This is a genomic window from Xanthomonas populi (assembly GCF_002940065.1).
Classification (GTDB): Bacteria; Pseudomonadota; Gammaproteobacteria; order Xanthomonadales; family Xanthomonadaceae; genus Xanthomonas; species Xanthomonas populi.
The window spans coordinates 1-22,062 of sequence record NZ_MDEJ01000068.1 but is presented as its reverse complement, the minus strand read 5'-3'; the positions used below and the strand labels follow the sequence as shown (position 1 = coordinate 22,062).

The 22,062-nt window shown below is 62.7% G+C and carries 18 protein-coding genes, 1 other RNA gene and 5 pseudogenes; 18 read left to right on the top strand and 6 right to left on the bottom strand.

Annotated elements, in window-relative coordinates; translation table 11 throughout:
- Positions 1-125: 125 nt before the first annotated feature.
- Both XpopCFBP1817_RS12285 and XpopCFBP1817_RS12280 read right to left on the bottom strand, forming a co-directional pair.
- Positions 126-2,513 (bottom strand): 3-hydroxyacyl-CoA dehydrogenase/enoyl-CoA hydratase family protein, encoded by a 2,388-nt coding sequence (locus XpopCFBP1817_RS12285; protein WP_128417347.1) that lies wholly within the window; start codon positions 2,511-2,513, stop codon positions 126-128.
- 25 nt (positions 2,514-2,538) lie between these two features.
- Positions 2,539-3,171, bottom strand: coding sequence for a TetR/AcrR family transcriptional regulator (locus XpopCFBP1817_RS12280; protein ID WP_128417346.1), 633 nt, complete (start codon positions 3,169-3,171; stop codon positions 2,539-2,541).
- 217 nt (positions 3,172-3,388) lie between these two features.
- Between XpopCFBP1817_RS12280 and ndk the strand changes: the two genes are divergently transcribed.
- The 8 genes from ndk (at position 3,389) to XpopCFBP1817_RS12240 (ending at position 11,459) form a co-directional block, all read left to right on the top strand.
- Positions 3,389-3,814 carry a nucleoside-diphosphate kinase gene (ndk, locus tag XpopCFBP1817_RS12275; protein ID WP_128417345.1) on the top strand — a complete coding sequence of 142 codons (426 nt, stop codon included), beginning with the start codon at positions 3,389-3,391 and terminating at the stop codon, positions 3,812-3,814.
- Positions 3,815-3,832: 18 nt separating this feature from the next.
- Complete coding sequence (gene rlmN / locus XpopCFBP1817_RS12270) at positions 3,833-5,038, top strand: dual-specificity RNA methyltransferase RlmN (RefSeq protein WP_128417344.1); 1,206 nt, start codon at positions 3,833-3,835, stop codon at positions 5,036-5,038.
- Between the two features lie 10 nt (positions 5,039-5,048).
- Entirely contained in the window at positions 5,049-5,837 is a 789-nt protein-coding gene (gene pilW / locus XpopCFBP1817_RS12265) for a type IV pilus biogenesis/stability protein PilW (RefSeq protein ID WP_128417349.1), read from the top strand.
- Positions 5,834-6,694 carry a helix-turn-helix domain-containing protein gene (locus XpopCFBP1817_RS12260; protein ID WP_128417343.1) on the top strand — a complete coding sequence of 287 codons (861 nt, stop codon included), beginning with the start codon at positions 5,834-5,836 and terminating at the stop codon, positions 6,692-6,694. The genes pilW and XpopCFBP1817_RS12260 overlap by 4 nt, the downstream gene beginning before the upstream one ends.
- Positions 6,695-6,764: 70 nt before the next feature.
- Positions 6,765-7,403, top strand: coding sequence for a YfgM family protein (locus XpopCFBP1817_RS12255; protein WP_128417342.1), 639 nt, complete (start codon positions 6,765-6,767; stop codon positions 7,401-7,403).
- Positions 7,403-8,620, top strand: a complete 1,218-nt coding sequence (gene bamB / locus XpopCFBP1817_RS12250) for an outer membrane protein assembly factor BamB (protein WP_167393921.1) — start codon at positions 7,403-7,405, stop codon at positions 8,618-8,620. The genes XpopCFBP1817_RS12255 and bamB overlap by 1 nt, the downstream gene beginning before the upstream one ends.
- Before the next feature lie 10 nt (positions 8,621-8,630).
- Positions 8,631-10,028, top strand: coding sequence for a ribosome biogenesis GTPase Der (gene der, locus XpopCFBP1817_RS12245; RefSeq protein WP_128417340.1), 1,398 nt, complete (start codon positions 8,631-8,633; stop codon positions 10,026-10,028).
- Positions 10,029-10,238: 210 nt separating this feature from the next.
- Entirely contained in the window at positions 10,239-11,459 is a 1,221-nt protein-coding gene (locus XpopCFBP1817_RS12240) for a molybdopterin molybdotransferase MoeA (protein ID WP_128417339.1), read from the top strand.
- A gap of 169 nt (positions 11,460-11,628) precedes the next feature.
- Here the strand turns inward: XpopCFBP1817_RS12240 and moeB are convergent, their stop codons facing one another.
- Complete coding sequence (gene moeB, locus XpopCFBP1817_RS12235; RefSeq protein ID WP_128417338.1) at positions 11,629-12,771, bottom strand: molybdopterin-synthase adenylyltransferase MoeB; 1,143 nt, start codon at positions 12,769-12,771, stop codon at positions 11,629-11,631.
- A 46-nt stretch (positions 12,772-12,817) separates the two neighbouring features.
- Between moeB and XpopCFBP1817_RS12230 the strand changes: the two are divergent.
- From XpopCFBP1817_RS12230 to XpopCFBP1817_RS12220, 3 genes and pseudogenes are all read left to right on the top strand, one after another.
- Positions 12,818-13,149, top strand: a pseudogene (locus tag XpopCFBP1817_RS12230) (TonB-dependent receptor); the annotation flags it as partial.
- Positions 13,150-13,230: 81 nt separating this feature from the next.
- A complete protein-coding gene (locus XpopCFBP1817_RS12225) occupies positions 13,231-13,446 on the top strand; it encodes a hypothetical protein (protein ID WP_128417337.1) in 216 nt (71 codons plus the stop codon).
- A 167-nt stretch (positions 13,447-13,613) separates the two neighbouring features.
- On the top strand, positions 13,614-14,144 hold the full coding sequence (locus XpopCFBP1817_RS12220) for a hypothetical protein (protein ID WP_128417336.1): 531 nt from the start codon (positions 13,614-13,616) through the stop codon (positions 14,142-14,144).
- Between the two features lie 158 nt (positions 14,145-14,302).
- On the opposite strand, the gene XpopCFBP1817_RS12215 is transcribed toward XpopCFBP1817_RS12220, so the two are convergent.
- Entirely contained in the window at positions 14,303-15,058 is a 756-nt protein-coding gene (locus tag XpopCFBP1817_RS12215; RefSeq protein WP_128417335.1) for an OBAP family protein, read from the bottom strand.
- A 173-nt stretch (positions 15,059-15,231) separates the two neighbouring features.
- Between XpopCFBP1817_RS12215 and XpopCFBP1817_RS12210 the strand changes: the two genes are divergently transcribed.
- A non-coding RNA gene (locus XpopCFBP1817_RS12210) (sX9 sRNA) lies at positions 15,232-15,308 on the top strand.
- A gap of 58 nt (positions 15,309-15,366) precedes the next feature.
- Positions 15,367-16,373 (top strand): annotated as a pseudogene (gene xth, locus XpopCFBP1817_RS12205) (exodeoxyribonuclease III).
- On the opposite strand, the pseudogene XpopCFBP1817_RS12200 reads toward xth, so the two are convergent.
- Positions 16,366-16,640: pseudogene (locus XpopCFBP1817_RS12200) on the bottom strand (hypothetical protein). The pseudogenes xth and XpopCFBP1817_RS12200 sit on opposite strands and share 8 nt — an antisense overlap.
- Positions 16,641-16,845: 205 nt before the next feature.
- Here XpopCFBP1817_RS12200 and XpopCFBP1817_RS12195 point away from each other — a divergent pair.
- From XpopCFBP1817_RS12195 to XpopCFBP1817_RS12185, 3 genes are read left to right on the top strand one after another with little or no spacing between them, the layout of a single operon-like run.
- Positions 16,846-18,099, top strand: a complete 1,254-nt coding sequence (locus tag XpopCFBP1817_RS12195; protein WP_128417334.1) for a molybdopterin molybdotransferase MoeA — start codon at positions 16,846-16,848, stop codon at positions 18,097-18,099.
- A 46-nt stretch (positions 18,100-18,145) separates the two neighbouring features.
- On the top strand, positions 18,146-18,715 hold the full coding sequence (mobA, locus tag XpopCFBP1817_RS12190; protein WP_128417333.1) for a molybdenum cofactor guanylyltransferase: 570 nt from the start codon (positions 18,146-18,148) through the stop codon (positions 18,713-18,715).
- The gene (locus XpopCFBP1817_RS12185) at positions 18,699-19,061 is read left to right on the top strand and encodes a hypothetical protein (protein ID WP_128417332.1); all 363 of its coding nucleotides are present in this window, start codon (positions 18,699-18,701) and stop codon (positions 19,059-19,061) included. Before mobA ends, XpopCFBP1817_RS12185 begins: the two co-directional genes overlap by 17 nt.
- A 28-nt stretch (positions 19,062-19,089) precedes the next feature.
- On the opposite strand, the gene XpopCFBP1817_RS12180 is transcribed toward XpopCFBP1817_RS12185, so the two are convergent.
- Complete coding sequence (locus tag XpopCFBP1817_RS12180) at positions 19,090-20,088, bottom strand: NAD(P)-dependent oxidoreductase (RefSeq protein ID WP_128417331.1); 999 nt, start codon at positions 20,086-20,088, stop codon at positions 19,090-19,092.
- A gap of 82 nt (positions 20,089-20,170) precedes the next feature.
- On the opposite strand from XpopCFBP1817_RS12180, the pseudogene XpopCFBP1817_RS12175 reads away from it, so the two are divergent.
- Positions 20,171-20,740, top strand: a pseudogene (locus XpopCFBP1817_RS12175) (ANTAR domain-containing response regulator); the annotation flags it as partial.
- 7 nt (positions 20,741-20,747) lie between these two features.
- Positions 20,748-21,793, top strand: a pseudogene (locus XpopCFBP1817_RS12170) (CmpA/NrtA family ABC transporter substrate-binding protein).
- Positions 21,794-22,062 lie beyond the last annotated feature (269 nt).

The window sequence follows — 22,062 nt, the reverse complement described above, 5'->3', positions numbered from 1 at the left end:
ACACGATGCGCGCACTTGTTTCTACACGATCCGGGTGCAACCAGCTGATCTATCTCGGGAAAACGTGGGGAAACCTCAGGAGTCGGTTGGGCTTTTACCCATTCCCGATTCCCCACTCCCGATTCTCAGTTTCTCAACGGCTTGCCCGTCTTGAGCATGTGCCCAATCCGCGCCTGGGTCTTTTCCTGCTGGGCCAGTTCGACGAAGTGCTTGCGTTCCAGCTTGAGCAGCCATTCTTCGTCGACCAGCGCGCCGCGATCGACTTCGCCGCCGCACATCACCGTGGCGATGCGGGTGGCGATTTCATAGTCGTAGTCGCTGATGAAGCGGCCTTCCAGCATGTTGACCAACAGCATCTTGAAGGTGGCGATGCCGACATCGCCGGCAACCTGGATGCGGCGTGCCGGCAGCGGCGCGCGGTAGCCGCCTTCTGCCAGTGCGCGGGCTTCGGCCTTGGCGATGTGCAGCGCCTCGAAGCTGTTGAACACGATCTTGTCGGTGGCGCGGAGCAAGCCCAGTTCCTGGGCGTTGACGGCCGAGTTGGAGACCTTGGCCATCGCGATGGTTTCGAAGGTCTTCTTCAGTTCGGCGAACACATCGCCGCCTGGACCGGCGGCAATCGATGCGCGCACGGCGATTTCCTTCAAGCCGCCACCTGCCGGCAGCAGGCCGACGCCGGCTTCCACCAGGCCGATATAGCTTTCCAGCGAGGCCACGGTCTTGGCGCTGTGCATCTGGAACTCGCAACCGCCGCCCAGCGCCAGGCCGCGCACGGCCGAAATCACCGGTACCTGCGCGTACTTGATGCGCTGACTGGTTGCCTGGAAATTGGCGACCAGCGCTTCGAACGCATCCACCTTGCCGGCCTTCAGCAGGCCCAATGCGCCGGCCAGATCGGCACCGGCGGAGAAGGGCTCCTTGTGCTGCCAGATCACCAGCGCGGCGAAGTCCTTCTCGGCGCGGCCGACGACGTCCTGCAGACCATTAAGCACGTGATCGGAGACGGTGTTCATCTTGGTCTTGAAGCTGACCACGGCGATATGGTCGCCGTCGTGCCACATGCGCACGCCGTCGTTTTCGAACACCGTCTCGCCCGGCGAGAACTGCTCGCCTAGCAGCGGATCGGGGAAACGCTGACGCTTGTACACCGGCAGCGCCGAGCGCGGCAACTTGGCATCGCGTGCCGGGCTGTACGAGCCTTCGGCCGCGTGCACGCCATCGCGGCCATCGAACACCCAGTTCGGCAACGGCGCGCTGCTCATGCTCTTGCCGTTGGAAATATCTTCGGCAATCCACTGCGCGACCTGCTTCCAGCCTGCCGCCTGCCATGTTTCGAACGGGCCAAGCGACCAGCCGTAGCCCCAGCGAATCGCCAGATCCACGTCGCGTGCGGTCTCGGCAATATCCGCCAGATGGAAGGCGCTGTAATGGAACAGATCGCGGAACGTGGCCCATAGGAACTGCGCCTGCGGGTGCTGGCTGTCGCGCAGTTTGGCGAACTTTTCGGCCGGGCTCTTGATCTTGAGAATCTCGACCACTTCCGGCGCGGCGCTACGGTCGGCAATTCTGTAATCCTGCTTTTCCAGGTCCAGCACCACGATGTCCTTGCCAACCTTGCGGAAGATGCCGGCACCGACCTTCTGCCCGAGCGCGCCCTTGGCGATCAGTGCGTCCAGCCACTTTGGCGATTTGAGATACTGGTGCCATGGGTCGTCCGGCAGGGTGTCGCCCATGGTCTTGATCACGTGCGCCATGGTGTCCAGGCCGACCACGTCCGAGGTCCGATAGGTCGCCGACTTCGGGCGCCCGGCCGACAGGCCGGTCAGCGCATCGACTTCGTCGAAGCCCAGGCCGAACTCGGCGGTGTGGTGGATGGTGGCCAGGATCGAGAACACGCCGATGCGGTTGCCGATGAAGTTCGGGGTGTCCGTGGCATACACCACGCCCTTGCCCAGCGTGGTGACCAGGAAGCTTTCCAGCCCTTCCAGCAAGGCCTGGTCGGTGCCTTTGGCAGGAATCAGCTCGGCCAGGTGCATGTAACGCGGCGGATTGAAGAAATGCACGCCGCAGAAACGATGGCGCAGCTGTTCCGGCAGCACGTCGGAGAGCGTGTTGATGCCCAGGCCCGAGGTATTGGATGCCAGTACGGCGTGATCGGCCACGAACGGGGCGATCTTCTTGTACAGTTCCTGCTTCCAGTCCATCCGCTCTGCGATCGCTTCGATGATCAGATCGCAATCGCGCAGCTGCTCAAGGCCCCTGTTGTCGTCAGGCGTGCCGTAATTGGCCGGCGTGATCGCCTCGGCCAGCGCCGTGCTGGCTAGCGGGGCAGGGCTGAGCTTGCCGAGGTTGGCGATGGCCTTGAGCACGATGCCGTCGGCTTGACCTTGTTTGGCGGGCAGGTCGAACAGCACGGTGTCGACACCGGCGTTGGTGAGATGCGCGGCGATCTGTGCGCCCATGACGCCGGCACCGAGCACGGCGGCACGACGGACTAGCAACGGATTGGACATAGCGATGAGCCTTTGGTGTGAGCGACTACGGTGTGCAATGGGTACGGAAACCGGGTTCCGCAAAACGAATCAGCTCGCGCGCGGCGTGCGCACGGTGGTCGGCCTCGCTGACGCCGGCCGGGCGTTTGATGAGGCCGAAATCGGCCATCGCATAGGTGAGCGCGCCAGCGAGAAAATCCAGGCGCCAGTACAACTCTTCCTTGCTCAGGCCCGGCACGCAGCCGGCGATGGCCTTACCGAATTCGCGCAGCACATGCCCGTAGTGATCGGACAGGAACTTGCGCAGGTTGTCGTTCTTTTCTGCGTAGGCACGTGCGATCACCCGCACGAAGGCACCACCGGTCTGGCGGTCCTGTGCCATCGCCAGGGCCGGCTCGACGAAGGCCGCCAGCACGGCAGTGAGTTCGCCCGGATGTGCGCGCTTGGCGGTCTCCAGCTGCTGCAGCCGAGCGGTGGTCATCTCGTCCATGCGGCGGCGGAATACCTCGTTGACCAGGTTTTCCTTAGAGCCGAAGTGGTAGTTGACCGCCGCGATATTGACGTCGGCCTGCGTGGTCAGCTGGCGCAGCGAGGTCCCGGCAAAGCCATGCTGGGCGAACAGCTCCTCGGCCGCGCCGAGAATGCGGTCCTTAGTGGAGAAGTGGGCGGGCTTGGGCATGCGCTGAGGTGGAACTCAATCAAACGATTGTTTGAGTCTACGGGCTTGAGGATGCCGGGGTCATGCGGCAATGCAGCACAATTCAGGGCGCGGTGTGCAAAGGCGTCACTAAGAGATAGAATTGACCATCGCAAAAAAGCCTAAGCCCGCGTTTTGACGCGGGTTTTTTCCATGATAACCTCGGGTCTTCAGTGGCCCGCCCAACGGAGATCTTCCCATGGCGCTGGAGCGCACCCTGTCCATCATCAAGCCCGACGCCGTCGCCAAGAACGTCATCGGCGAAATCTACAGCCGTTTCGAAAAGGCTGGCCTGAAGGTCGTGGCCGCCAAGTACAAGCAGCTGTCGCGTCGCGACGCCGAGGGCTTCTACGCCGTGCACCGCGAGCGTCCGTTCTTCAACGCTCTGGTCGAGTTCATGATCTCCGGCCCCGTGGTGATTCAGGCGCTAGAAGGCGAGAATGCCGTTGCCGCACATCGTGACCTGCTGGGCGCGACCGATCCCAAGGACGCTGCGCCGGGCACCATCCGCGCCGACTTCGCCGATTCCATCGATGCCAACGCCGCCCACGGCTCGGACTCGGTCGAGAACGCCGCCCACGAAGTCGCGTATTTCTTTGCCGCTACTGAAGTGGTCTCGCGCTGAGGCCGATAGAGTCGAATCGTGAATGAGGTCGTGATCCCCTCCGTGCTGCAGGACGTTCCTGTCCGTACTCCGGAAGTGCGCAAGCAGAATCTGCTCGACCTCGACCGCGAGGGACTGGAGCGTTTCTTCGCCGACACGCTCGGCGAAGCACGCTACCGTGCCCATCAGGTGATGAAGTGGATTCACCATCGCTACGTCACCGATTTCGACCAGATGACGGACCTCGGCAAGGCGTTGCGTGCGAAGTTGCACCAGCACGCTGAGGTCCTCGTCCCAACTGTCGTGTTCGACAAGCCTTCTACCGACGGCACCCACAAGTGGCTGCTGGCCATGGGCACCGACGGCAAGAACGCGATCGAGACGGTGTATATCCCCGACAAGGGCCGTGGCACGCTGTGCGTGTCCTCTCAGGTCGGCTGCGGATTGAACTGCACGTTCTGTTCGACCGCCACCCAGGGCTTCAACCGCAACCTCACCACCGCCGAGATCGTCGGCCAGGTGTGGGTGGCGGCGCGCCATCTGGGTAACGTGCCGCACCAACAGCGCCGTCTCACCAATGTAGTGATGATGGGCATGGGCGAGCCGCTGATGAATTTCGACAACGTCGTGCGCGCGATGAGCGTGATGCGCGACGATCTGGGTTATGGCCTGGCCAGCAAGCGGGTAACGCTGTCAACCTCGGGCCTGGTGCCGATGATCGACCGGCTGTCGACCGAGAGCGATGTCTCGCTGGCGGTCTCTTTGCATGCCGCCAACGACGCGCTGCGCGAAAGCCTGGTGCCGTTGAACAAGAAATATCCGATCGCCGAGCTGATGGAGGCGTGTGCGCGCTATCTGTGCGGCAACAAGAAGCGCGATTCGGTCACCTTCGAATACACCCTGATGAAAGGCATCAACGACCAGCCGGAGCACGCGCGTCAGCTGGCCAGGCTGATGCGTCAGTTCGACAACACGGTGCAGTCCAAGGACGCCGGCAAGGTCAATCTGATCCCGTTCAATCCGTTTCCGGGCACGCGTTACGAGCGCTCTGGCGAGACGGAGATCCGCGCATTCCAGAAGATCCTGCTCGACGCACAGGTGCTGACGATGGTTCGCCGCACGCGTGGCGACGACATTGATGCGGCTTGCGGGCAGCTCAAGGGGCAGGTCATGGACCGTACCCGTCGCCAGGCGGATTTTTTGCGCACCCTGGAAGGGCACGCCGGTCGAGATGCCGCAGCGTGATCTCGCGTTAATGGCGGCCTTGGCGATTGCGCTGAGCGCGGTTGGCTGTGGCGGGCGTAATGCCAAAGCCGGCTCGGTCAAGACCGTGGAAGAGGTCGCGCCGGTGTATTCGTTCCGCGACAACACGGCGACGAAGAGCCGTTTGGCAGTCCAGGAAAAGCTTGGTCTAGCCAGCAACCGGCTTCAAACCGGTGACTATGCCGCTGCCGAAGAACAGGTCCGCGCGGCATTGAAGAAAGATTCGCAGTCGGTGGATGCCATCGGCATGTTGGCGCTGATTCAAGGCGCCAGAGGCGATGTTGCAGGCTCTGGTGCGTCGTATCGTCGCGCGGCAGAACTCGCACCGCAGCGCGGCGATGTATTGAACAATTACGGTGCGTGGCTGTGCACGAATGGTTCGCCAGCCGAATCGCTGATGTGGTTCGACCGTGCGTTGACCGACCGCACCTACGCATCTCCTGCTTCGGCACTTGGGAATGCTGGAGGTTGCGCCCTCAAGGCCGGGCAGCATGAGCGCGCCGTCAGCGATCTGCGCAAAGCACTCGAACTGGATCCGGCGAATCCGTATGCACTCGAGTCGATGGCGCGTTCCGAAGCGGGGCGTCGCAATTATTTCGAAGCCCGCGCGTTTATTGAAAGACGTCTTGCGGCTGCACCGGCAACAGCTTCCGTGTTACAACTTGCCATTCAGATTGAGCAAGGGCTCGGCGACAAGGTAGCCGCCGGCCGTTACCAACAGCGGTTGGTCAAGGAGTTTCCTGACGCAGCGACCGCCAACTCCGGGGCCAATGCATTGTGATCAATGATTCCCTTCCGAACCCTTTCGAGCAGGAAAAGGGCTGCGGACAGCATTTGCGCGAAGCGCGCCAAGCAGCAGCTCTGAGCGTGGACGATGTCGCCGGCAAGCTGCGGATGCCGGCACACGTGGTGCGCTCGTTGGAGCAGGAACAGTGGCAGCGCCTTGGCGCGCCGGTCTTTGTGCGCGGTCAGCTGCGCAGTTATGCGCGTCTACTGCATGTGGACCTGGAGCCGCTGTTGCTGCAGGCAACCATTGCGCCGGTCGAACCGGTCACCTTGGTCAGCCATGCGCACACGCCGCGTGCGCGCCGCATTCTCGAAAGCACCGCGCGCAAGGCGTTGTATGTCGTCATCACCGGCGTATTCGCGGTGCCGGTCTGGTATGCGACCCGCTCGCATCTGGATGGCAAGGCGCCGAGTACGGTCTCGCTGGACAGCGTGCCGGAAGCGGCAAAAACCGGTACGTCCACTGCGGGTGCAACGCAGTCTGCCAATGCGCCACGTGAGCAGCACGCGCCGTATATCGCGTCGATGACGCCAGTGCCGCGTGCCACGCCTGACATCGAGACTCCTGCAGCTGCGGCCGCCAGCGGCGGCAGTTTGTCGTTGAGTTTCAGCGGCGACAGTTGGGTGCAGATTCTGGCACCGGATGGCAGTGCGGTCGAAAAAGCCCTGGTGCGTGCCGGCGAGCTGCGCAGCTATTCGCCGGGGCAGGTTGGCCGCATCGTGCTGGGCAATGCGTCGGCGGTAGAGGTTCAGCAAGGCGGCGGTATCGTCGATGTGAAACCGTTCCAGCGCGCTAACGTGGCTCGTTTTGCGGTATCCTCCGACGGCGCCGTGGTACCTGCTTCCGAGTGAAGCGGACTGCGGTTTTTCATTTTTTCCTATTGATGTTCCGCGCCTCCGGGATGACGGATCGAGAGTACGCATGGCGATCGACGATCTGCTGGACGAACATGAACAAGGCGAACGCGTTCGTTCCTGGTTGAGAAAGAATGGCGCGGGTCTGGTAGGCGGCGTCGTGGTTGGCCTGGCCCTGATCCTGGGGTGGCAGTGGTGGCAGAAGTACACCAACACCCAATCGGTGGAAGCCAACACCCGTTACGAGGCGGTAGTGAAGTCCATCCAGGGCAAAGACCTGGACAAGGCCGCCAAAGAGATCGTGGCGCTCGACGACGGCAAGGGCGGTGTTTACGCCGAGCTGGCTGCGCTGCGCCTGGCCAAGGCCCAGGTGGACGCCGGCAAGAACGCTCAAGCAATCAAGACATTGCGCGACGTGCCTGCCGAGGGCGAGCTCAAGCAGATCGTGCAGCAGCGCTTGGCGCGCGTGTTGACCGAAAGCGGCAAGCCAGACGAAGCAATCAAGCTGCTCGCCGATACGCAGGACCACACCAGTCTGGAGATCCGCGCCGATGCGCTGGTCGTGCAGGGCAAGCCGGATGAAGCGCGTGCGCTCTACGCCAAGGCCCTGACCACGGTAGATGTGGCTTCGCCGCAGCGCCGTTTGCTGGAAACCAAGCTAATGGATGTGGGCGGCAAAGTGCCCGATCCGGGGGAGCCGATTTGATGAAGCAGGTTGATATTTACAAGCGCATTGCGTTGATCGCCCTGATGGGCGTGTCGTTGGCTGGTTGCAGCACCGTCAAGGGCTGGTTTGCCGGTAAGGACGCTGCCGCCAAGAAGGCGCAGAAACCTGCCGAACTGGTCAAGTTTGAGCCGTCGGTCACAGTGGGCAAGATGTGGTCCACCGGCGTCGGCAAGGGCGAAGGCCATATCGGTGTGCGTCAGCGCCCGGCCGTGGCCGATGGCAAGGTGTACGTCTCGGCGATCACCGGTGGCTTGGAGGCATTGGACCTGCAGACCGGCAAGCGCGTGTGGGAATACAAGCCCAAGAAAGAAGAGCGCAACGATCGCAAGTTCAAGCAGCGTCTGTCCGGTGGCCCCGGCGTTGGCGAAGGCTTGGTGGTGATCGGCACGCTGTCTGGCGACGTGATTGCGCTGAATCAGGCCGATGGCACCGAAAAGTGGCGTGCCAGGGTGCCGAACGAAGTCATCGCTGCACCGGCCATCGCGCAGAGTCTGGTGCTGGTGCGTAGCAACGATGGTCGCGTCAGCGCCTTCGATGCGGCAACCGGCGAGCGCCGCTGGTTCCATGCTGAAGAAGGCCCGACCTTGTCGGTGCGCGGCAATGCGCCGATCGTGACCGGCCCGGGTGTGGTGTTTGTCGGCAACGACAGCGGCACCTTGAGTGCGTTGGCGCTGCAGGATGGTCGCCCGTTGTGGGAGCAGGCCATCGGCGTGCCGGACGGCCGCACCGAGCTGGAACGCATGTCCGATGTGGACGGTGCACCGGTGATCGACGGCACCACGCTGTACGCGACCAGCTTCAAGAACGAAACCCTCGCACTGGAAGGCCCGAGCGGCCGCCCGGTATGGACGCGCGATCACGGCGGCGCCGGTGGCGTTGGCGTGTCGTCCAGCGTTGTAGTGGTGTCCGATAACGCCGGTTCGGTGTGGGGCCTGGACAAGAGCAGTGGTGCGGCGATGTGGTCGCAGTCTGCCTTGGCTCGTCGCTCCCTGACCGGTGCGGCTATCCAGGGCGATTACGCCGTGGTTGGCGATTACAAGGGTTATCTGCACTGGCTGAAACTCAGCGATGGTGCACTTGCAGCGCGCGCGCGCGCTGGAAGCGACACGCTGCTGGCGCAGCCGATAGTCGTCGATGGCATTCTGTTGGTACAAAACACCGATGGCGATATCACCGCCTTCCGGTTGGCACAATAAGGACTTCGCGATGCTGCCCCTGGTCGCCCTGGTTGGACGGCCCAATGTCGGCAAGTCCACCATTTTCAATGCGCTGACGCGCACCCGTGACGCGCTGGTCCACGACCAGCCCGGCGTCACCCGCGACCGTAACTACGGGGTCTGCCGTCTCGACGAGGAGCGCCCCTTCATCGTCGTCGATACCGGCGGTATCGCCGGCGACGAGGAAGGTCTTGCAGGCGCCACCGCGCGTCAGGCGCTTGCCGCTGCCGGTGAAGCCGATCTGGTGCTGTTCGTGGTGGATGGCCGCGAAGGCGCGTCCTCGCTCGACGACGAGATCGTGGCCTGGCTGCGCAAGCTGGCACGGCCGACCGTGCTGGTCATCAACAAAATCGACGGTACGGACGAAGAAACCGTGCGCTCGGAGTTCGCGCGCTATGGGTTCTCCGATGTGGTGGCGCTGTCTGCTGCGCATCGGCAGGGCATCGACGAGCTTCTCGAAGAAGTCGGTGCACGATTGCCTGCCGAAGGTGCCGGCGAGTTGCTGGATACCGACCCGGCGCGTGTGCGCATCGCTTTTGTCGGGCGGCCCAATGTGGGCAAGTCGACGCTGGTCAATCGCCTGCTGGGCGAAGAGCGCATGATCGCCTCGGAAGTGCCGGGCACCACGCGCGACTCGATCGCAGTGGACATGGATCGCGACGGGCGCCAATACCGTTTGATCGACACGGCCGGTCTGCGTCGCAGAGGCAAGGTCGAGGAGGCGGTGGAGAAATTCAGCGCGTTCAAGACGCTGCAGGCGATCGAACAATGCCAGGTCGCGGTGCTGATGCTCGATGCCGGCGAAGGCGTGACCGATCAGGACGCGACCATTCTTGGCGCAATTCTGGACGCTGGCCGTGCGTTGGTGGTGGCGATCAACAAGTGGGACGGGCAGAGCGACTATCAGCGTGCGCAGGCCGAAGACCTGCTGTCGCGCAAGCTGGGCTTTGTCAGCTGGGCAGAGGCGGTGCGGATTTCTGCGCTGCACGGCTCTGGCATGCGCGAGCTGTTCCAGGCGATCCACCGTGCGCATGCCTCGGCCACGCATGAGTTCAGCACCAGCGAAGTCAACCAGGCGCTGGGAATCGCCTATGAGACCAATCCGCCGCCGAGCATCCGTGGTCACGTCTCCAAACTGCGTTACGTGCATCCGGGTGGCGCAAATCCGCCGACCTTTATCGTGCATGGCACGCGCTTGAAGGTGTTGCCGGAGTCGTACAAGCGCTATCTGGAGAACTTCTTCCGCAAGCGCTTCAAACTGGTCGGCACGCCGGTGCGTTTCATCTTCCGCGAAGGTGCCAATCCTTACGAAGGCAAGAAGAACACGCTCTCCGAGCGTCAGGTGGCGCGCAAGCGGCGCTTGATGCGGCACGTCAAGGGCAAGTAAGCAGGGCTGCGGTGCGTGGCGTGGCGAGCCACCTTCGAAAGGCCGCCATGCATGGCGTGCCGCCTCCAGTTTGCGTTGAGTAGCGCGCCTGGACGCTGCCGTGTTCGCGCGGCTCGCGCTGGCCGGAGCGCCGGCCATGCCCTCTGACGGGCAAGCGATCGTTCTGGTCGCCGTTCTGTGTCAGCGTGGCGCGCTGGTATCCTCTGCGCCATGACCGACTATCCCTCCCGCATTCCTTATGCGCAGGCGCTGCAGATTCTGCGCACTATCGCAGCCAACAGCCGTCTGCCCGATGATAACATCGCCACTTCGCGTGCCGATGGGCGGATTTGCGCTGCCGATCTGATCGCGCCGCTCGCCTTGCCGCCATTCGCAAACAGTGCGATGGACGGCTTTGCGTTGCGTCATGCGGATATCGCTGGCGGTGATGCGTCGTTGCAACTGGTCGGCGAACAATTCGCTGGCGAGCGTTGGACTGGCACGCTGAGCGCAGGTCAATGTTTGCGCATCACCACCGGCGCGCCGCTGCCGGATGGCGCCGACACCGTGATTCCGAAGGAAGACGCCGATGAGCGCGGTGGCGTGGTGTGCTTCCGCACGATACCTTCGTTGGGCGCGGCGGTGCGTCTGGCCGGCAGCGATGTGCGCGCTGGCGATCTGGTGATCCAGACCGGGCAGGTGCTGACGCCTGCCCGCATCGGGTTGGCGGCTGCGCTCGGTCTGTCGCGGCTTGCGGTGGCACCGCGGCCGACCATTGCGGTGCTGGCCACCGGCGATGAGTTGGTGGAGCCGGGCATGCCGTTGGGGCCGGGGCAGATCTACAACAGCAACCGCGACATGTTGATGGCGCAGCTGCGGGCGCTGGGCTATGCGCCGACGGCGTGGCCGACCTTGCCGGACGATCCGCAGCGCATCCGCACCATGCTGGAAGACGCGGCGGCTGCTTTCGATGTGGTGATTACCTGTGGTGGTGTGTCGGCGGGAGAAAAGGATTATCTGCCGCAGCTGATCGGCGAACTGGGCCGTATCCACTTCTGGCGCGTGCGCATGCGCCCGGGCATGCCGGCAGTGCTGGGGCAGATTGGCCGCTGTCTGGTGCTGGGCTTGCCTGGCAATCCGGTGTCTGTGTTGGCGACGCTGATCGCCTACGGTGTGCCGTTGCTGGATGGGTTGCAGGGGTGTAGCGAGCCGCGCCCGGTGTGGCATGCGGCGCTGGCACGCCCTTGGGAAAAAAGCCACGAACGCCTGGAGTTTTTGCGCGGGAGATTGGAATGCCGCGAAGATGGGCGCCTGACTGCGCTACCACATCGCGGCGATGCATCGCATCTGTTGCGTGGTGCGTCCGATAGCAATGCGCTGATCGTGTTGCCTGAGCAGGCACGACGCTTCGAGGCGGGTGAGATCGTGCGGGTGATCCCCTACGCACTTTGATCGTTGGTTGCATTACGTGGCTGATAACACGTGGCGAACAGTCGTCACGTGTGTGTGTAGCAAGTGTGTGTAGGCAGAAAGTCGGAGCATAGCGGCCGAACGATGCACCGCAACGTTCGCCCCGTCAGCCCGCTTGGCTTAACGCGCGCAGCCAGCTTAAGTGCCGCTCTCAGCCGCGTGCGCTGCCGCAAAACGCGGCGTAGTCGGCATACCCGGGAAATGCGACACCGGGCGCACACACTGGGCAATGCGGGTCGGGCGGCAGGCGGATTTCGCGGAAGCGCATCGCCAGCGCATCGAAGCTGAGCAGGCGTCCGGCCATACTGTCGCCGATCCCGAGCAGCAATTTGATTGCTTCGCTGGCTTGCAGTAATCCGATCACGCCGGGCAGCACCCCAAGCACGCCGGCCTCGGCGCAGCTGGGGGCAAACTCCGGCGGCGGCGGTTCGGGGAACAGACAGCGATAGCAGGGCGCATGCCCGCGGTTGCGCCCGGCATCGAACACGCTCAATTGCCCTTCGAACTGCTGCACCGCGCCGTAGACCAACGGCTTGCCGAGTTTGATGCAGGCGTCGTTGAGCAGGTAGCGCGCAGGAAAGTTGTCTGCACCATCGATCACCACATCCACATCCTGCAGCAGCGCCTCCACGTTGCTTGCGGTAACCCGTGCCTGCACCGCGTCGACGTGCACCCGTGGATTGAGTGCGGCGATGCGCTGCGCGGCCGAGGCGACTTTCGCGATACCGACGCTGTCTTCGGTATGCAGAATCTGGCGCTGCAGATTGCTGCGATCCACCACATCGTCGTCGGCGAGGCGTAGATGGCCGACACCGGCAGCGGCGAGATAAAACGCGGCCGGCGAGCCAAGCCCGCCCGCGCCGATCAGCAACACACGCGAACGCGCCAGCCGCTGCTGACCCTGGAGACCGACTTGCGGCAGGCGCAGATGGCGCGAATAGCGCTCAAGGAAATCCTGCTCGTCTGGCGGCAGGGTGGGGCGCACCAGTGGCAGGCCGTCGTTCGCCCATGCGGTGGTGCCACCGAGCACCGAAGACACCTGTGTATAGCCTTGCGCGCGCAAGATATCGGCCGTCTGCGCCGAGCGCTTGCCGCTTTGGCAGATCACTACGATCTCGCGCGTGTGCTCGGGCACATGCTGTGCAGGTGTGGTTTCCAGATCGCTTTGCGCAATCGCCAACGCGCCTTCGGCCTGGCCGCTGGCACGCTCGTGCAGTTGTCGGATATCGATCAGCAAGGCGCCTTGCAAGGCGCGGGCGCGGGCATTGGCGGGGAGGATGTCGTAGCTGCTCATCAGGCTATTGTCGCGCAAAGTCCGCAGCTTCGATGTGCTGCGCTTCGCTGCAGCAGCTGAGCGGATCTGTGTGCCGATGAAAAACATCTCACCGCCACTGCAATTTTCTGCGTGGCTGGCGTACAACTGGCGTTGCGATGACGGGTTGAGCTTCATCAGTTCCGGCGATCAACCCGAGCAGGTCCATCAGTGGGGCGAGAAGTGGATGGATGTGGCGTTCAATTACGAGCTCAACAAGCAGCTTAGGCTATTTGCAGAAGTGACCAATCTGTTGGGAACCACGACGAGCAACTACTTCGGTCAACGTGGTGGCAATTTTCCGCGCGGCATCGTATTGCCTGAGCGTACCTACACGCGGAATTCCGTTTCCATTTGTGACGCGCGCTATTCCAAGCTGTACGCAGCGTTGGCATCAGGCTCACCGGCGCAGCGGTAGCGTGAGAGCCAAAGGAGACCTTCATGGCGCCTGAGATCGAAACGCAACTGAAACAACCCGCCGACGCACTGCCTGACATCCGCAGCCAACATCCGGATGACTTCTGGGATGTGTTCCATGCGGGTGCGGAGAAAATCACCGGCGCTACCGATTCGCAAGAACAGGCTGCGCAGATCGTCAAGCGGATCGATGAGATCCTGGCGGCCAATCAACTGGGGCGTGCTGATCCTGTGGCTTGATTGCAGCATTCGCGATGTCGTTCCGTTGACGCTGGCGCTGCAGGTTTGCAGCGCCTTTTTCCTGCAGAAAAGCATAACGTACAACCTTCATACCAGATGTGGCGGAGCATCTGGCCGATGCCAAGGCCTTGCAGACCAGCACCCAGAGCGCTGGAACACGCTGAGCCATGCCTGCATTGCCGATCAATCCGTTCACCAGCAACGAGGACGGCACGCGCGTGGTACGCAGCATGAGGATGCGCGCCGAGCCGCATGAGATCCTGGATGCGTGGTGTGATGCCACAGTACAGCAACGCATTTTGCAAGGTGCGGCAGCGCTGGTGTCTGGCGATGGACATGCCTCGCGCTGGAAACTGCATGCTCCGCTGCAGCAGGACCTGCCTGTCCAGCTGCGTCGTGGCGACGCACGCCTTGGCGAATCGGTGCGTTATCACGCCGAAAGCGACCATGGCTTGCAGCTGGACATCCTGCTTCATGTTCAGCCGTTGCGTGGACGCGAGGGAAGCGAGGTCACGCTGACCTTGCAGTACGCTGTGGAAGGGATGGTTGCGCAGGTGTTGACCGAGCTGGTGAATCCGGCGCCTTACGTGCTGTCTGGCAAAGGGCTGCGACGCCTGCGTGCCTGTTTGGACGTCAGTGAGATTCCCATCCTATTGCCCTCATCGTCGGTACGCAGGTTCGTGCAATCGCATCTCTGAAGAAAGAGATGGGTGCGAGCGCTCTGTTGAATGGTGTCGATGAGTTGCAAGACGGTTGCGCGCTTGCTGGATTTTTTTCGCTCGGGCGCATTGACTTGCTTTGAGCAAAGCGCTGCCCTGCTGCAAGCTTGCAGCAGGGTTTTTTTATCGTCGCCATGTCAGCGGTTTGCCGCGTTCGTGTCGGTTACGCCGGGGATCGGTTTGGTATCGGAAAAATGTGTGCGCAGTGCATCCACGCCTTGCTGCGGCTTTGCCAGCGGGGTGATGTCTTGGCGATTGGCGCGGCGTTCGGCGGTGGAGATCGAGGCGGCTTGGTCGCGTTGATCAATCAGTGATTGCTGGACTTCGCCATCGCGATTGAACGACCACGCCAGCATCGGTTCGCCCAGCGGCAAAGTGTCGCCCGGCGCGGCGCCTTTGCGCGAATGCCAGGTGTGCCAGGTCTTGCCGTAGCTGTTGATCTTGCTGCGCATCAATTCTTTTTCTGCGATCAGCGGCAGGTTGGGTGCGGACAGCTGGCCAGACAGGATCTCGCCGTTATGTGGATGCCAGAAGCTGCGTTCCTGTTCCGGCAACTGCGCAAACAGGTTTTTGGAAATGATGTATTCAATGCCGGTGAGGTTGGCCTGATCGGTATTGCCGTCGTAGAGCGCGCATTGCGCCAGATCTTCATTGACTTGATGGCAATAGTGGTGCGCTTCCATCTGCTCGTCCGGTGCGTCTTTCATCGGATGGAAGCCGACCAGATAGATGTCGAGCTTGATGACCGGCCCATTCGATTGCAGCACCTTGGCGCTGGCTTCCAGGACAGTGGTTCTGGCGCGTTCAGGCGCGCCCGGCGGCGTAACTGAGGGTGGGCTGCGCGAACAGCCTATGCAGAGTGCGAGGCCAATCCATAACGCGGAACGTCGCATGCGATCTCCTGAATCTTTACTGTGCTCCAAGCTAAGAACGCGCGCGGTTTGCGAGGCGTGAGTTCACAGCAATGCACGCGGTGAATCTTCACCTCGCTTGAGCATTGGCTTAGAGCGGCTAACAAAACTACTGCGCAGCCGCTAGACGGGCGCGGCCGGTGCTCGGAATCGGCATGTACCACTCGTACACTCCGGTTCTGAGGGCGCCGTCCGCACCCACCTGACGACTGCTCGCTACGTTTTGTTAGCCGATCTTAATGCAGCAGCGCACATGCTATAGCCCCACGGAAGCGGCCGCTCGCACGCCCATGTCAACCACCACACGCAAGATTGCCACGTTCAACCTCAATGCCACCAATAGCCGGCCGCCGCATCTGCTGGAATGGCTGCGACGCGAGCAACCGGATATCGTCGGCGTGCAGGAGCTGAAAGCCATGCAGGAGGCGTTTCCGGAACAGGCAATCCGCGATGCCGGCTATGGGGTGATCTGGCAAGGCGAGAAGGCGTGGAATGGTGTGGCTTTGCTTGCTCATGGCGTAGACCCGGTGGAGATTCGTCGCGTCCTGCCGTGGGAGACCGGCGATACGCAGAGCCGCTATCTGGAAGCTGCGATTCTTGGAGTGGTGGTGGCCTGCCGGTATCTGCCCAACGGCAATCCGCAGCCGGTACCGAAGTTAGACTAAAAGCTCGCCTGGTTTCAGCGATTGATCCGACACGCCAAGACGCTGGTGGAGTTACCGCATCCGGTGGCGTTGATTGGCGACTTCAACGTGGTGCCCACCGATGCGGATATCTGTGACCGCAAGGGCTGGCGCAAGGATGCGCTGCTGCAGCCAGAGAGTCGCCAGGCTTATCAGACGTTGCTCGAACAGGGCTGTCTGGACCGACAGCCTGCTTGCGGTGCACGGCGAGACGCCGATCTACACCTTCTGGGACTATTTTCGCCAGCATTTTGCACGTGACCGTGGCTTGCGCATCGATCATCTATTGCTCAATCGTACGTTGGCGCCTGGCTTGCAGGATGCCGGTGTGGACAAGTGGGTGCGCGCTTTAGAGAAGGCCAGCGATCATGCGCCGACTTGGATCACCGTGCGTGTGCCGGATGCAGCTTCACAGACAGTGGTGGATGCCGAGGCTTCACCCAAAACTGCGTCCAAGGCGCGCAAGCGTGCGACTGTGGAAAAGACGCCCGCGCGCACGACGGAAAAAAACTGCATCTAAGGCGGCTGTGAAAACGCTTGCTGAGAAAACCGCAGTAAAAACGCCGACGCCTCGCACTGCAAAGCCGCGCAAGATAGCCAGGCGCGTCAGCTGATTCTATGCAGCCGGTGATGCTTGATCCGTTGCAGCACATAGCCGGTGATAGAGGCCAGCAGGATCAGCGCATTGCTGACGAGAAACACCGCGTTGCCGCCCGGATGGCGACAGGTAATAAACAGCACCAAGCGCTGATCTGGCCAATGCATAGCCAGGGCCAGACGCCATGCGCTGCGGGAGACTGCCATTGTTTGTAGATCTGGTGGATCAAAGTGGCGATCAGAACGGCGCTGGCGAGCCAGCCAACAAGGTCGACAAGGTGCATGTTGCGCAGGGATGGAAGAACTGCCTGCAACTGTACGGCGCAGCATGTTGACGATGCGTTCGAGCAGATTCGAGCGCTGCGATGATCGTGTGATCGAACACTGGTGCACTATGCATTGCAACGCCATCGCGGCGGCGCCTATACCAGCCGCGATGGAGGCCGGTACTCTATCCAGGTCATTCATCGGTCGGCAGTCGCCTTGCTCATGATCAGCTACGCCGAAGCCCTTGCACTCGTCCATCAACAGGTTGCCACGCTTGCCAGCGAGTGGGTGGATAGTGCCGATGCGCAAGGTCGTGTGCTTGCGCAGGCATTGTCGAGTCCGGCCGAGTTGCCGGCTTTCGACAACAGCGCGATGGATGGGTTTGCGTTGGTCACTGGCAGCCGTGGTGCGGTTGCCGACAGTGAGCACGTGGTCGGCGGCAGCGTTGCCGCAGGCGAAGATGCGGGCCGCATCGCGTCAGGCACGGGGTGGGAAATCATGACCGGTGCCGGCCTGCCTGCAGGTGCAGATGCAGTGGTGCCGATCGAGCAGGTTGAGCTGCTGGCGCATGACGGCGCGCGGCCCAGCCGTATCCGGCTGCGCGCCGATGTGCGCGCCGGTCAGCACATTCGCCGACGTGCCGAAGATGTGGCGTTACATGATCGCGTGATGGATGCCGGCACCGTGCTGCGCGGTGCGCACTTGATGGTGTTGGCCGGACTGGGCTGCGCGCGTGTGCAAGTGGTGCGGCGTCCGCGTGTGGCCTTGATTGCGACCGGCCGCGAGTTGGTCGGCGATCCGGCACAGCCGTTGCAGCCCGGCCAGATCCGCGATGGCACCAGCAGCTATCTGCTCAGTCAATTGCAGGCCGCCGGTGCGCAGGTGGTGTGGCGCGGGCAGGTGGGCGATGACGATGTAGCGTTCGGTGCGGCGCTTGCGCAGGCGCGACATGCGGGCGCCGATGTCATCTTGAGCACCGGTGCGGTATCGCGTGGTCGCTACGATTTCGTGCCGGACGCGTTGGCGCAACATGCTGCGGCGTTGCTGTTTCATAAGGTTGCGGTGCGGCCAGGCAAGCCGGTGTTGTTGGCGCGCTTTGCGGACGGGGCGCTGTATTTCGGCTTGCCGGGTAATCCGATGGCCAGCGCCGCCGGGCTACGCTTTTTCGTCGAACCTGCCTTGCGTGGTTTGCTTGGCATGCCCGCAGAGTGCGGTTTGCGTGTTGCGCTGCACACATCGCTGCATGCACGACCGATCTGGCAGCAGCACCTGCGCGCACGTTTGAATTGCAGCAATACCGGAGTGCTCTCCGTGCAGATCTTGCCGCAGCAAGAATCCTTTCGCTTGGCGCCGTTGTTGCAAGCCAATGTGTGGGCGGTGCTGGAACCGCAAGACGATGGCGCTGCGCCCAGCACGATGACGCAGGTGTTCGGGCTGGGGCATTTGCAGCCGGCTGCACCGGCGATCGCGCCATGAGCGTGCGTCGGCACCCAGTACGACGCAGTGCCTGCGAGCAGGCTGCATGACTGCCATACACACCTGGATAGGTGTGGTGCTGGCCGGCGGCCGTTCCTCGCGCATGGGCCAGGACAAGGCGCTGCTGCAGTGGTACGGGCGTCCGTTGATTGCGCATATGCAGGCGTTGCTGCGCGATGCCGGCGCGCTGGATGTAGTGATCAGCGGCGACCGACCGAGCTACGCCGGGATTGCCGATAACCAGCCAGATCTGGGGCCGCTTGGTGGTCTGGCTAGCGTGATCGATCATGTGGCCGATGCAACGACACTTGTGGTGGTACCGGTCGACATGCCGTTGCTGTCCAGGCCATTGCTGGAGCGATTGCTGGCGCCACCACAGCAACGCTGCGTCGCTTTCGAAGATGAAATGTTGCCGATGCGTCTGTGCGTGGATGGCGCTGTGCGTGAGGCGCTCTCGGTGTTGATGGCCAGCGCTGCATCGTCACGCTCGCTGCATACCTTGCAGCGTTCACTGCAATGCCATCGCGTGGCTGTCACAGCCAGCGAACGCGGCACGTTCGTCAATTGCAATACGCCCGAGCAGTGGAGTCGGCTGATTCATGAAAATCCAGATTGAAGGTCAGCAGCTGCGCTTTCGCATCGACGAAGCCGAATTGACAGAGTTGCTTGCCGGGCGCACGGTCGATAACGAAAGCCGCTTGCCGAGCGGGCAGGGCGCACGACTGGTGCGCCACAGCGTGAGCCTGACCGGCGGTCATGCGGCCTGCAATTGCGCCACCGATCACTGGCAGCTGTCGGTGCCGCGCGATGCGCTTGAGGAGCATGCACGGCAGTTGCCCAGCCGGGAGGGATTGAGCTTCAGCTTCGATGCTGGTGCCGGGCATGCCGAACATATGGCATTGCGTGTGACCTTCGATATCGACGTGCGCGACAGTGCGCGCAAGCGATTTCCGAAAGCGTGATTTAGCTGCGGCCCAAGGTGCGCGCCGCTTATGCGCTGGTTTGAATATTCATAGCAATGCCAGGCACACGATCACACGCGAGGCCGCGTGCATGCAGCGCGGCTTCAATCGCAGCCGCGTCTGCATCGCCGTAACCGGCACCGCACCGCAACGCGACCACATGCAGGCCTTGGTTGGCCAGTTCCAACAGCAGGTGCTGTTGTGCATCGGCATGCTGCGGCAAGGCGCGCCGTGATGCATCGCGGCGTGCCAGTTCCAGCACCGCATCGGGGATGTCGTCGCCAATCAGCAACACGTCGGCCAGATTCATCGCGCGTAGCGCTTTCAAGGTGAGCAGGCCCGGATCGCCCGGGCCGGTGCCGACCAGTTGCACGCTGCCGCGTGCAGGCACCGCGCCGGCATCGTCGAGTGCGTCGGTGAACGCGGCTTCGGCCGCATCATCGTTGCCTGCCTGCAGCAGCAGCGGCACGTCGCCATCAATGACGCGGTCGAACCAGCGCCGGCGCCGATTCATATCCGGAAACTGGCTGCGGATCCGCTCGCGGTGGCGCGCGAACAGCCCGGCGAAGCGGCCGACCGAGGCATCCAGCTCGCGCTCCAGCCGTTCGCGCAGGCGGCGTGCCAGCATTGGGGCAGCGCCTGCCGAGGAAATGGCGATGACCAACGGGTCGCGGTCCACGATCGCCGGAACCTGGTAGGTCGACAGCTCCGCATCGTCCACCACGTTGACCAGGCGCTGACGCGCGCCGGCCGCGGCGGCGACACGTTGATTCAACTCGACGTCATCGGTGGCGGCGACCACCAGCCACACGTCGTCGATCCATGCGGGATCGAATTCGCCGCCTAGTTGTTCAAAGCGACCGGCCAGCATCAGCACTGCGAGTTCGGGCGAGAGCGCGTGCGCATACAGACGGATATGCGCGCCCGCCTTGAGCAGGGCGAGCACCTTGCGCGTGGCAACTTCGCCACCGCCGATCACCAACACGGCGCGCGCTTGCAGGTTTGCGAACAACGGGAACAACGGCATCAGACGTACTCCGAAAAGATGTTTCGCATCGACGACATGTTGCATGGCACCATCAGGCCACGTCCATGCCTCACCGCCGCCAATGCGTGTTTTGCTGGTCAACGATACCGAAAAGCCGATTGGCGAACTGCGTCAGGCAGTGACGCGCGCCGGTTGTACGGTGCTCGACGATGTCGCTTCGGTCAATGCGTTGCTGCATGCGGTGCAGAGCCAGCAGCCGGATGTAGTGGTGATCGATGTGGACTCGCCTTCGCGCGATACCTTGGAGCAACTGTCGATGCTGCACGCACATGCACCGCGCCTGGTGGTGATGTTTTCCGGCGATGGCGACGATGTATTGATCTACGCGGCAGTGGGCGCAGGCGTCACCGCCTAGGTGGTCGATGGACTGGCGCCCGCGCGGCTGGCGCCGATCGTGCAGGTGGCGCTGGCGCGATTTGCGCAGGAAAGCAGCATGCGCAAACGTCTGGACGATGTGCGGCAGGCCTTGGAGGACCGCAAGCAGATCGACCGCGCCAAAGGCTTGTTGATGGAAAAACGTTGCCTCAGCGAGGCCGATGCCGATGCGGCGCTGCGCCAGCAGGCGATAAAGCAGGGCGTAAAACTGGCAGAAGTGGCGCGAGGTATCGTGGCCATGGCCGAGTTGTTGGGATCAACGCATGAGCCAAGCCGACCTGCCCGTATTGCGCGTGGCCTATCTGCCGCTGATCGCCGCGCAACGGCTGGGTCTGGACAGCGCGCATGGCCTGCAGCTGGAGCTGTAGCGTCAGGCATCGTGGGCCGGCGTGCGCGACCGTGTGCTGGCTTGCGAGGTCGATGCGGCGCATGTCCTGGCCAGCCTGGTCTATGCGATCGATCTGGGCATTGCCGGGCCGCAGTACGCGATGGCGTTGTTGATGACGCTCAACCACAACGGCCAGGCCATCACGCTGGCGCCGGCGCTCGCGCAAGCCTTGGCCGATGGTCAAACATTGCCGCAGACGCTGGCCGGCTTGGGCCGACGCGCGGTGTTTGCACAGACCGTTCCCACCGGTACGCACGCACTGTGGCTGTACTACTGGCGGGCCGCGTGCGGGGTGGATCCGATGCGCGATGGGGAGGTGCTCAGCATCCCGCCGCCGCAAATTCCGGATGCCTTGGCGAGCGGCCTGGTCGATGGCTATTGCTCCGGTGAGCCGTTGGCTGCGGTTGCGCAGGGGCAGGGGCAGCGGTCGCCGTGTGATCCGCAGCCGCGAGTTGTGGGCCGGGCATCCAGAAAAAGTGCTGCCTCTGCCGTCGCGAATTCGCCGCGCTGCAACCCGAGTTGACCGAACGCCTGACCACCTGCGTGCTGGAAGCCTGCCGCTGGTTGGATGCGTCGCCGGGCAATCGCGCGCAATGTGCGCAGTGGTTGGCCGAGCCGCAGCATAGCGGTGTGTCGGCTGCGCATCTGGCGTCCTGTCTGGATGCCGATACCGATGTGCATGCGAACGATGCAACGGCGCTGGCCTTTCATCGCGACGGTGCGGTGAACATGCCTTGGCTGTCGGATGGCGAGTTCTTTCTGACCCAGTTCCAGCGTTTGGGCTGGCCTGTCATCCAGGAAGACGACATCACGCGGCTGCGCGACATCCATCGGCTGGATAACTATCGGCGTGCCGCGGCACGTGTGGGTGTCGTTGTGCCAGACGGCGGTCACCGCAGCAATCGGTTGTTCAATACCTGACGCCTGACTCGGTTGCAGAGCTGTTGATCTGTGGCCCTGCTGCAGGGCCCTTGTGCGCTCACTATTGCGGGACACGCCGCAAGTCTGTCCTGGTAGGCTCTTATTGATCCGGCCAAGAGACGTTTTAAGGCAACGCTGATCAAGCAGCCGCGTCACCTGCACGGCCAATGTTTGAGAACCTGACGGCGGGGATACGCGCAAAAAACGCAAGAATATGGTTAAAAACACAAAATCGTCGTGATTTTAAGCGGTGTGTACCGGCGTCTTTG

What these genes read in the sequence shown, in the direction of transcription:
- XpopCFBP1817_RS12285 (WP_128417347.1), bottom strand. Translation starts at nt 2,513, where the DNA reads ATGTCCAATCCGTTGCTAGTCCGTCGTGCCGCCGTGCTCGGTGCCGGC.
- XpopCFBP1817_RS12280 (WP_128417346.1), bottom strand. Translation starts at nt 3,171, where the DNA reads ATGCCCAAGCCCGCCCACTTCTCCACTAAGGACCGCATTCTCGGCGCG.
- ndk (WP_128417345.1), top strand. Translation starts at nt 3,389, where the DNA reads ATGGCGCTGGAGCGCACCCTGTCCATCATCAAGCCCGACGCCGTCGCC.
- pilW (WP_128417349.1), top strand. Translation starts at nt 5,049, where the DNA reads ATGGCGGCCTTGGCGATTGCGCTGAGCGCGGTTGGCTGTGGCGGGCGT.
- XpopCFBP1817_RS12255 (WP_128417342.1), top strand. Translation starts at nt 6,765, where the DNA reads ATGGCGATCGACGATCTGCTGGACGAACATGAACAAGGCGAACGCGTT.
- bamB (WP_167393921.1), top strand. Translation starts at nt 7,403, where the DNA reads ATGAAGCAGGTTGATATTTACAAGCGCATTGCGTTGATCGCCCTGATG.
- der (WP_128417340.1), top strand. Translation starts at nt 8,631, where the DNA reads ATGCTGCCCCTGGTCGCCCTGGTTGGACGGCCCAATGTCGGCAAGTCC.
- XpopCFBP1817_RS12240 (WP_128417339.1), top strand. Translation starts at nt 10,239, where the DNA reads ATGACCGACTATCCCTCCCGCATTCCTTATGCGCAGGCGCTGCAGATT.
- moeB (WP_128417338.1), bottom strand. Translation starts at nt 12,771, where the DNA reads ATGAGCAGCTACGACATCCTCCCCGCCAATGCCCGCGCCCGCGCCTTG.
- XpopCFBP1817_RS12225 (WP_128417337.1), top strand. Translation starts at nt 13,231, where the DNA reads ATGGCGCCTGAGATCGAAACGCAACTGAAACAACCCGCCGACGCACTG.
- XpopCFBP1817_RS12220 (WP_128417336.1), top strand. Translation starts at nt 13,614, where the DNA reads ATGCCTGCATTGCCGATCAATCCGTTCACCAGCAACGAGGACGGCACG.
- XpopCFBP1817_RS12215 (WP_128417335.1), bottom strand. Translation starts at nt 15,058, where the DNA reads ATGCGACGTTCCGCGTTATGGATTGGCCTCGCACTCTGCATAGGCTGT.
- XpopCFBP1817_RS12195 (WP_128417334.1), top strand. Translation starts at nt 16,846, where the DNA reads ATGATCAGCTACGCCGAAGCCCTTGCACTCGTCCATCAACAGGTTGCC.
- mobA (WP_128417333.1), top strand. Translation starts at nt 18,146, where the DNA reads ATGACTGCCATACACACCTGGATAGGTGTGGTGCTGGCCGGCGGCCGT.
- XpopCFBP1817_RS12185 (WP_128417332.1), top strand. Translation starts at nt 18,699, where the DNA reads ATGAAAATCCAGATTGAAGGTCAGCAGCTGCGCTTTCGCATCGACGAA.
- XpopCFBP1817_RS12180 (WP_128417331.1), bottom strand. Translation starts at nt 20,088, where the DNA reads ATGCCGTTGTTCCCGTTGTTCGCAAACCTGCAAGCGCGCGCCGTGTTG.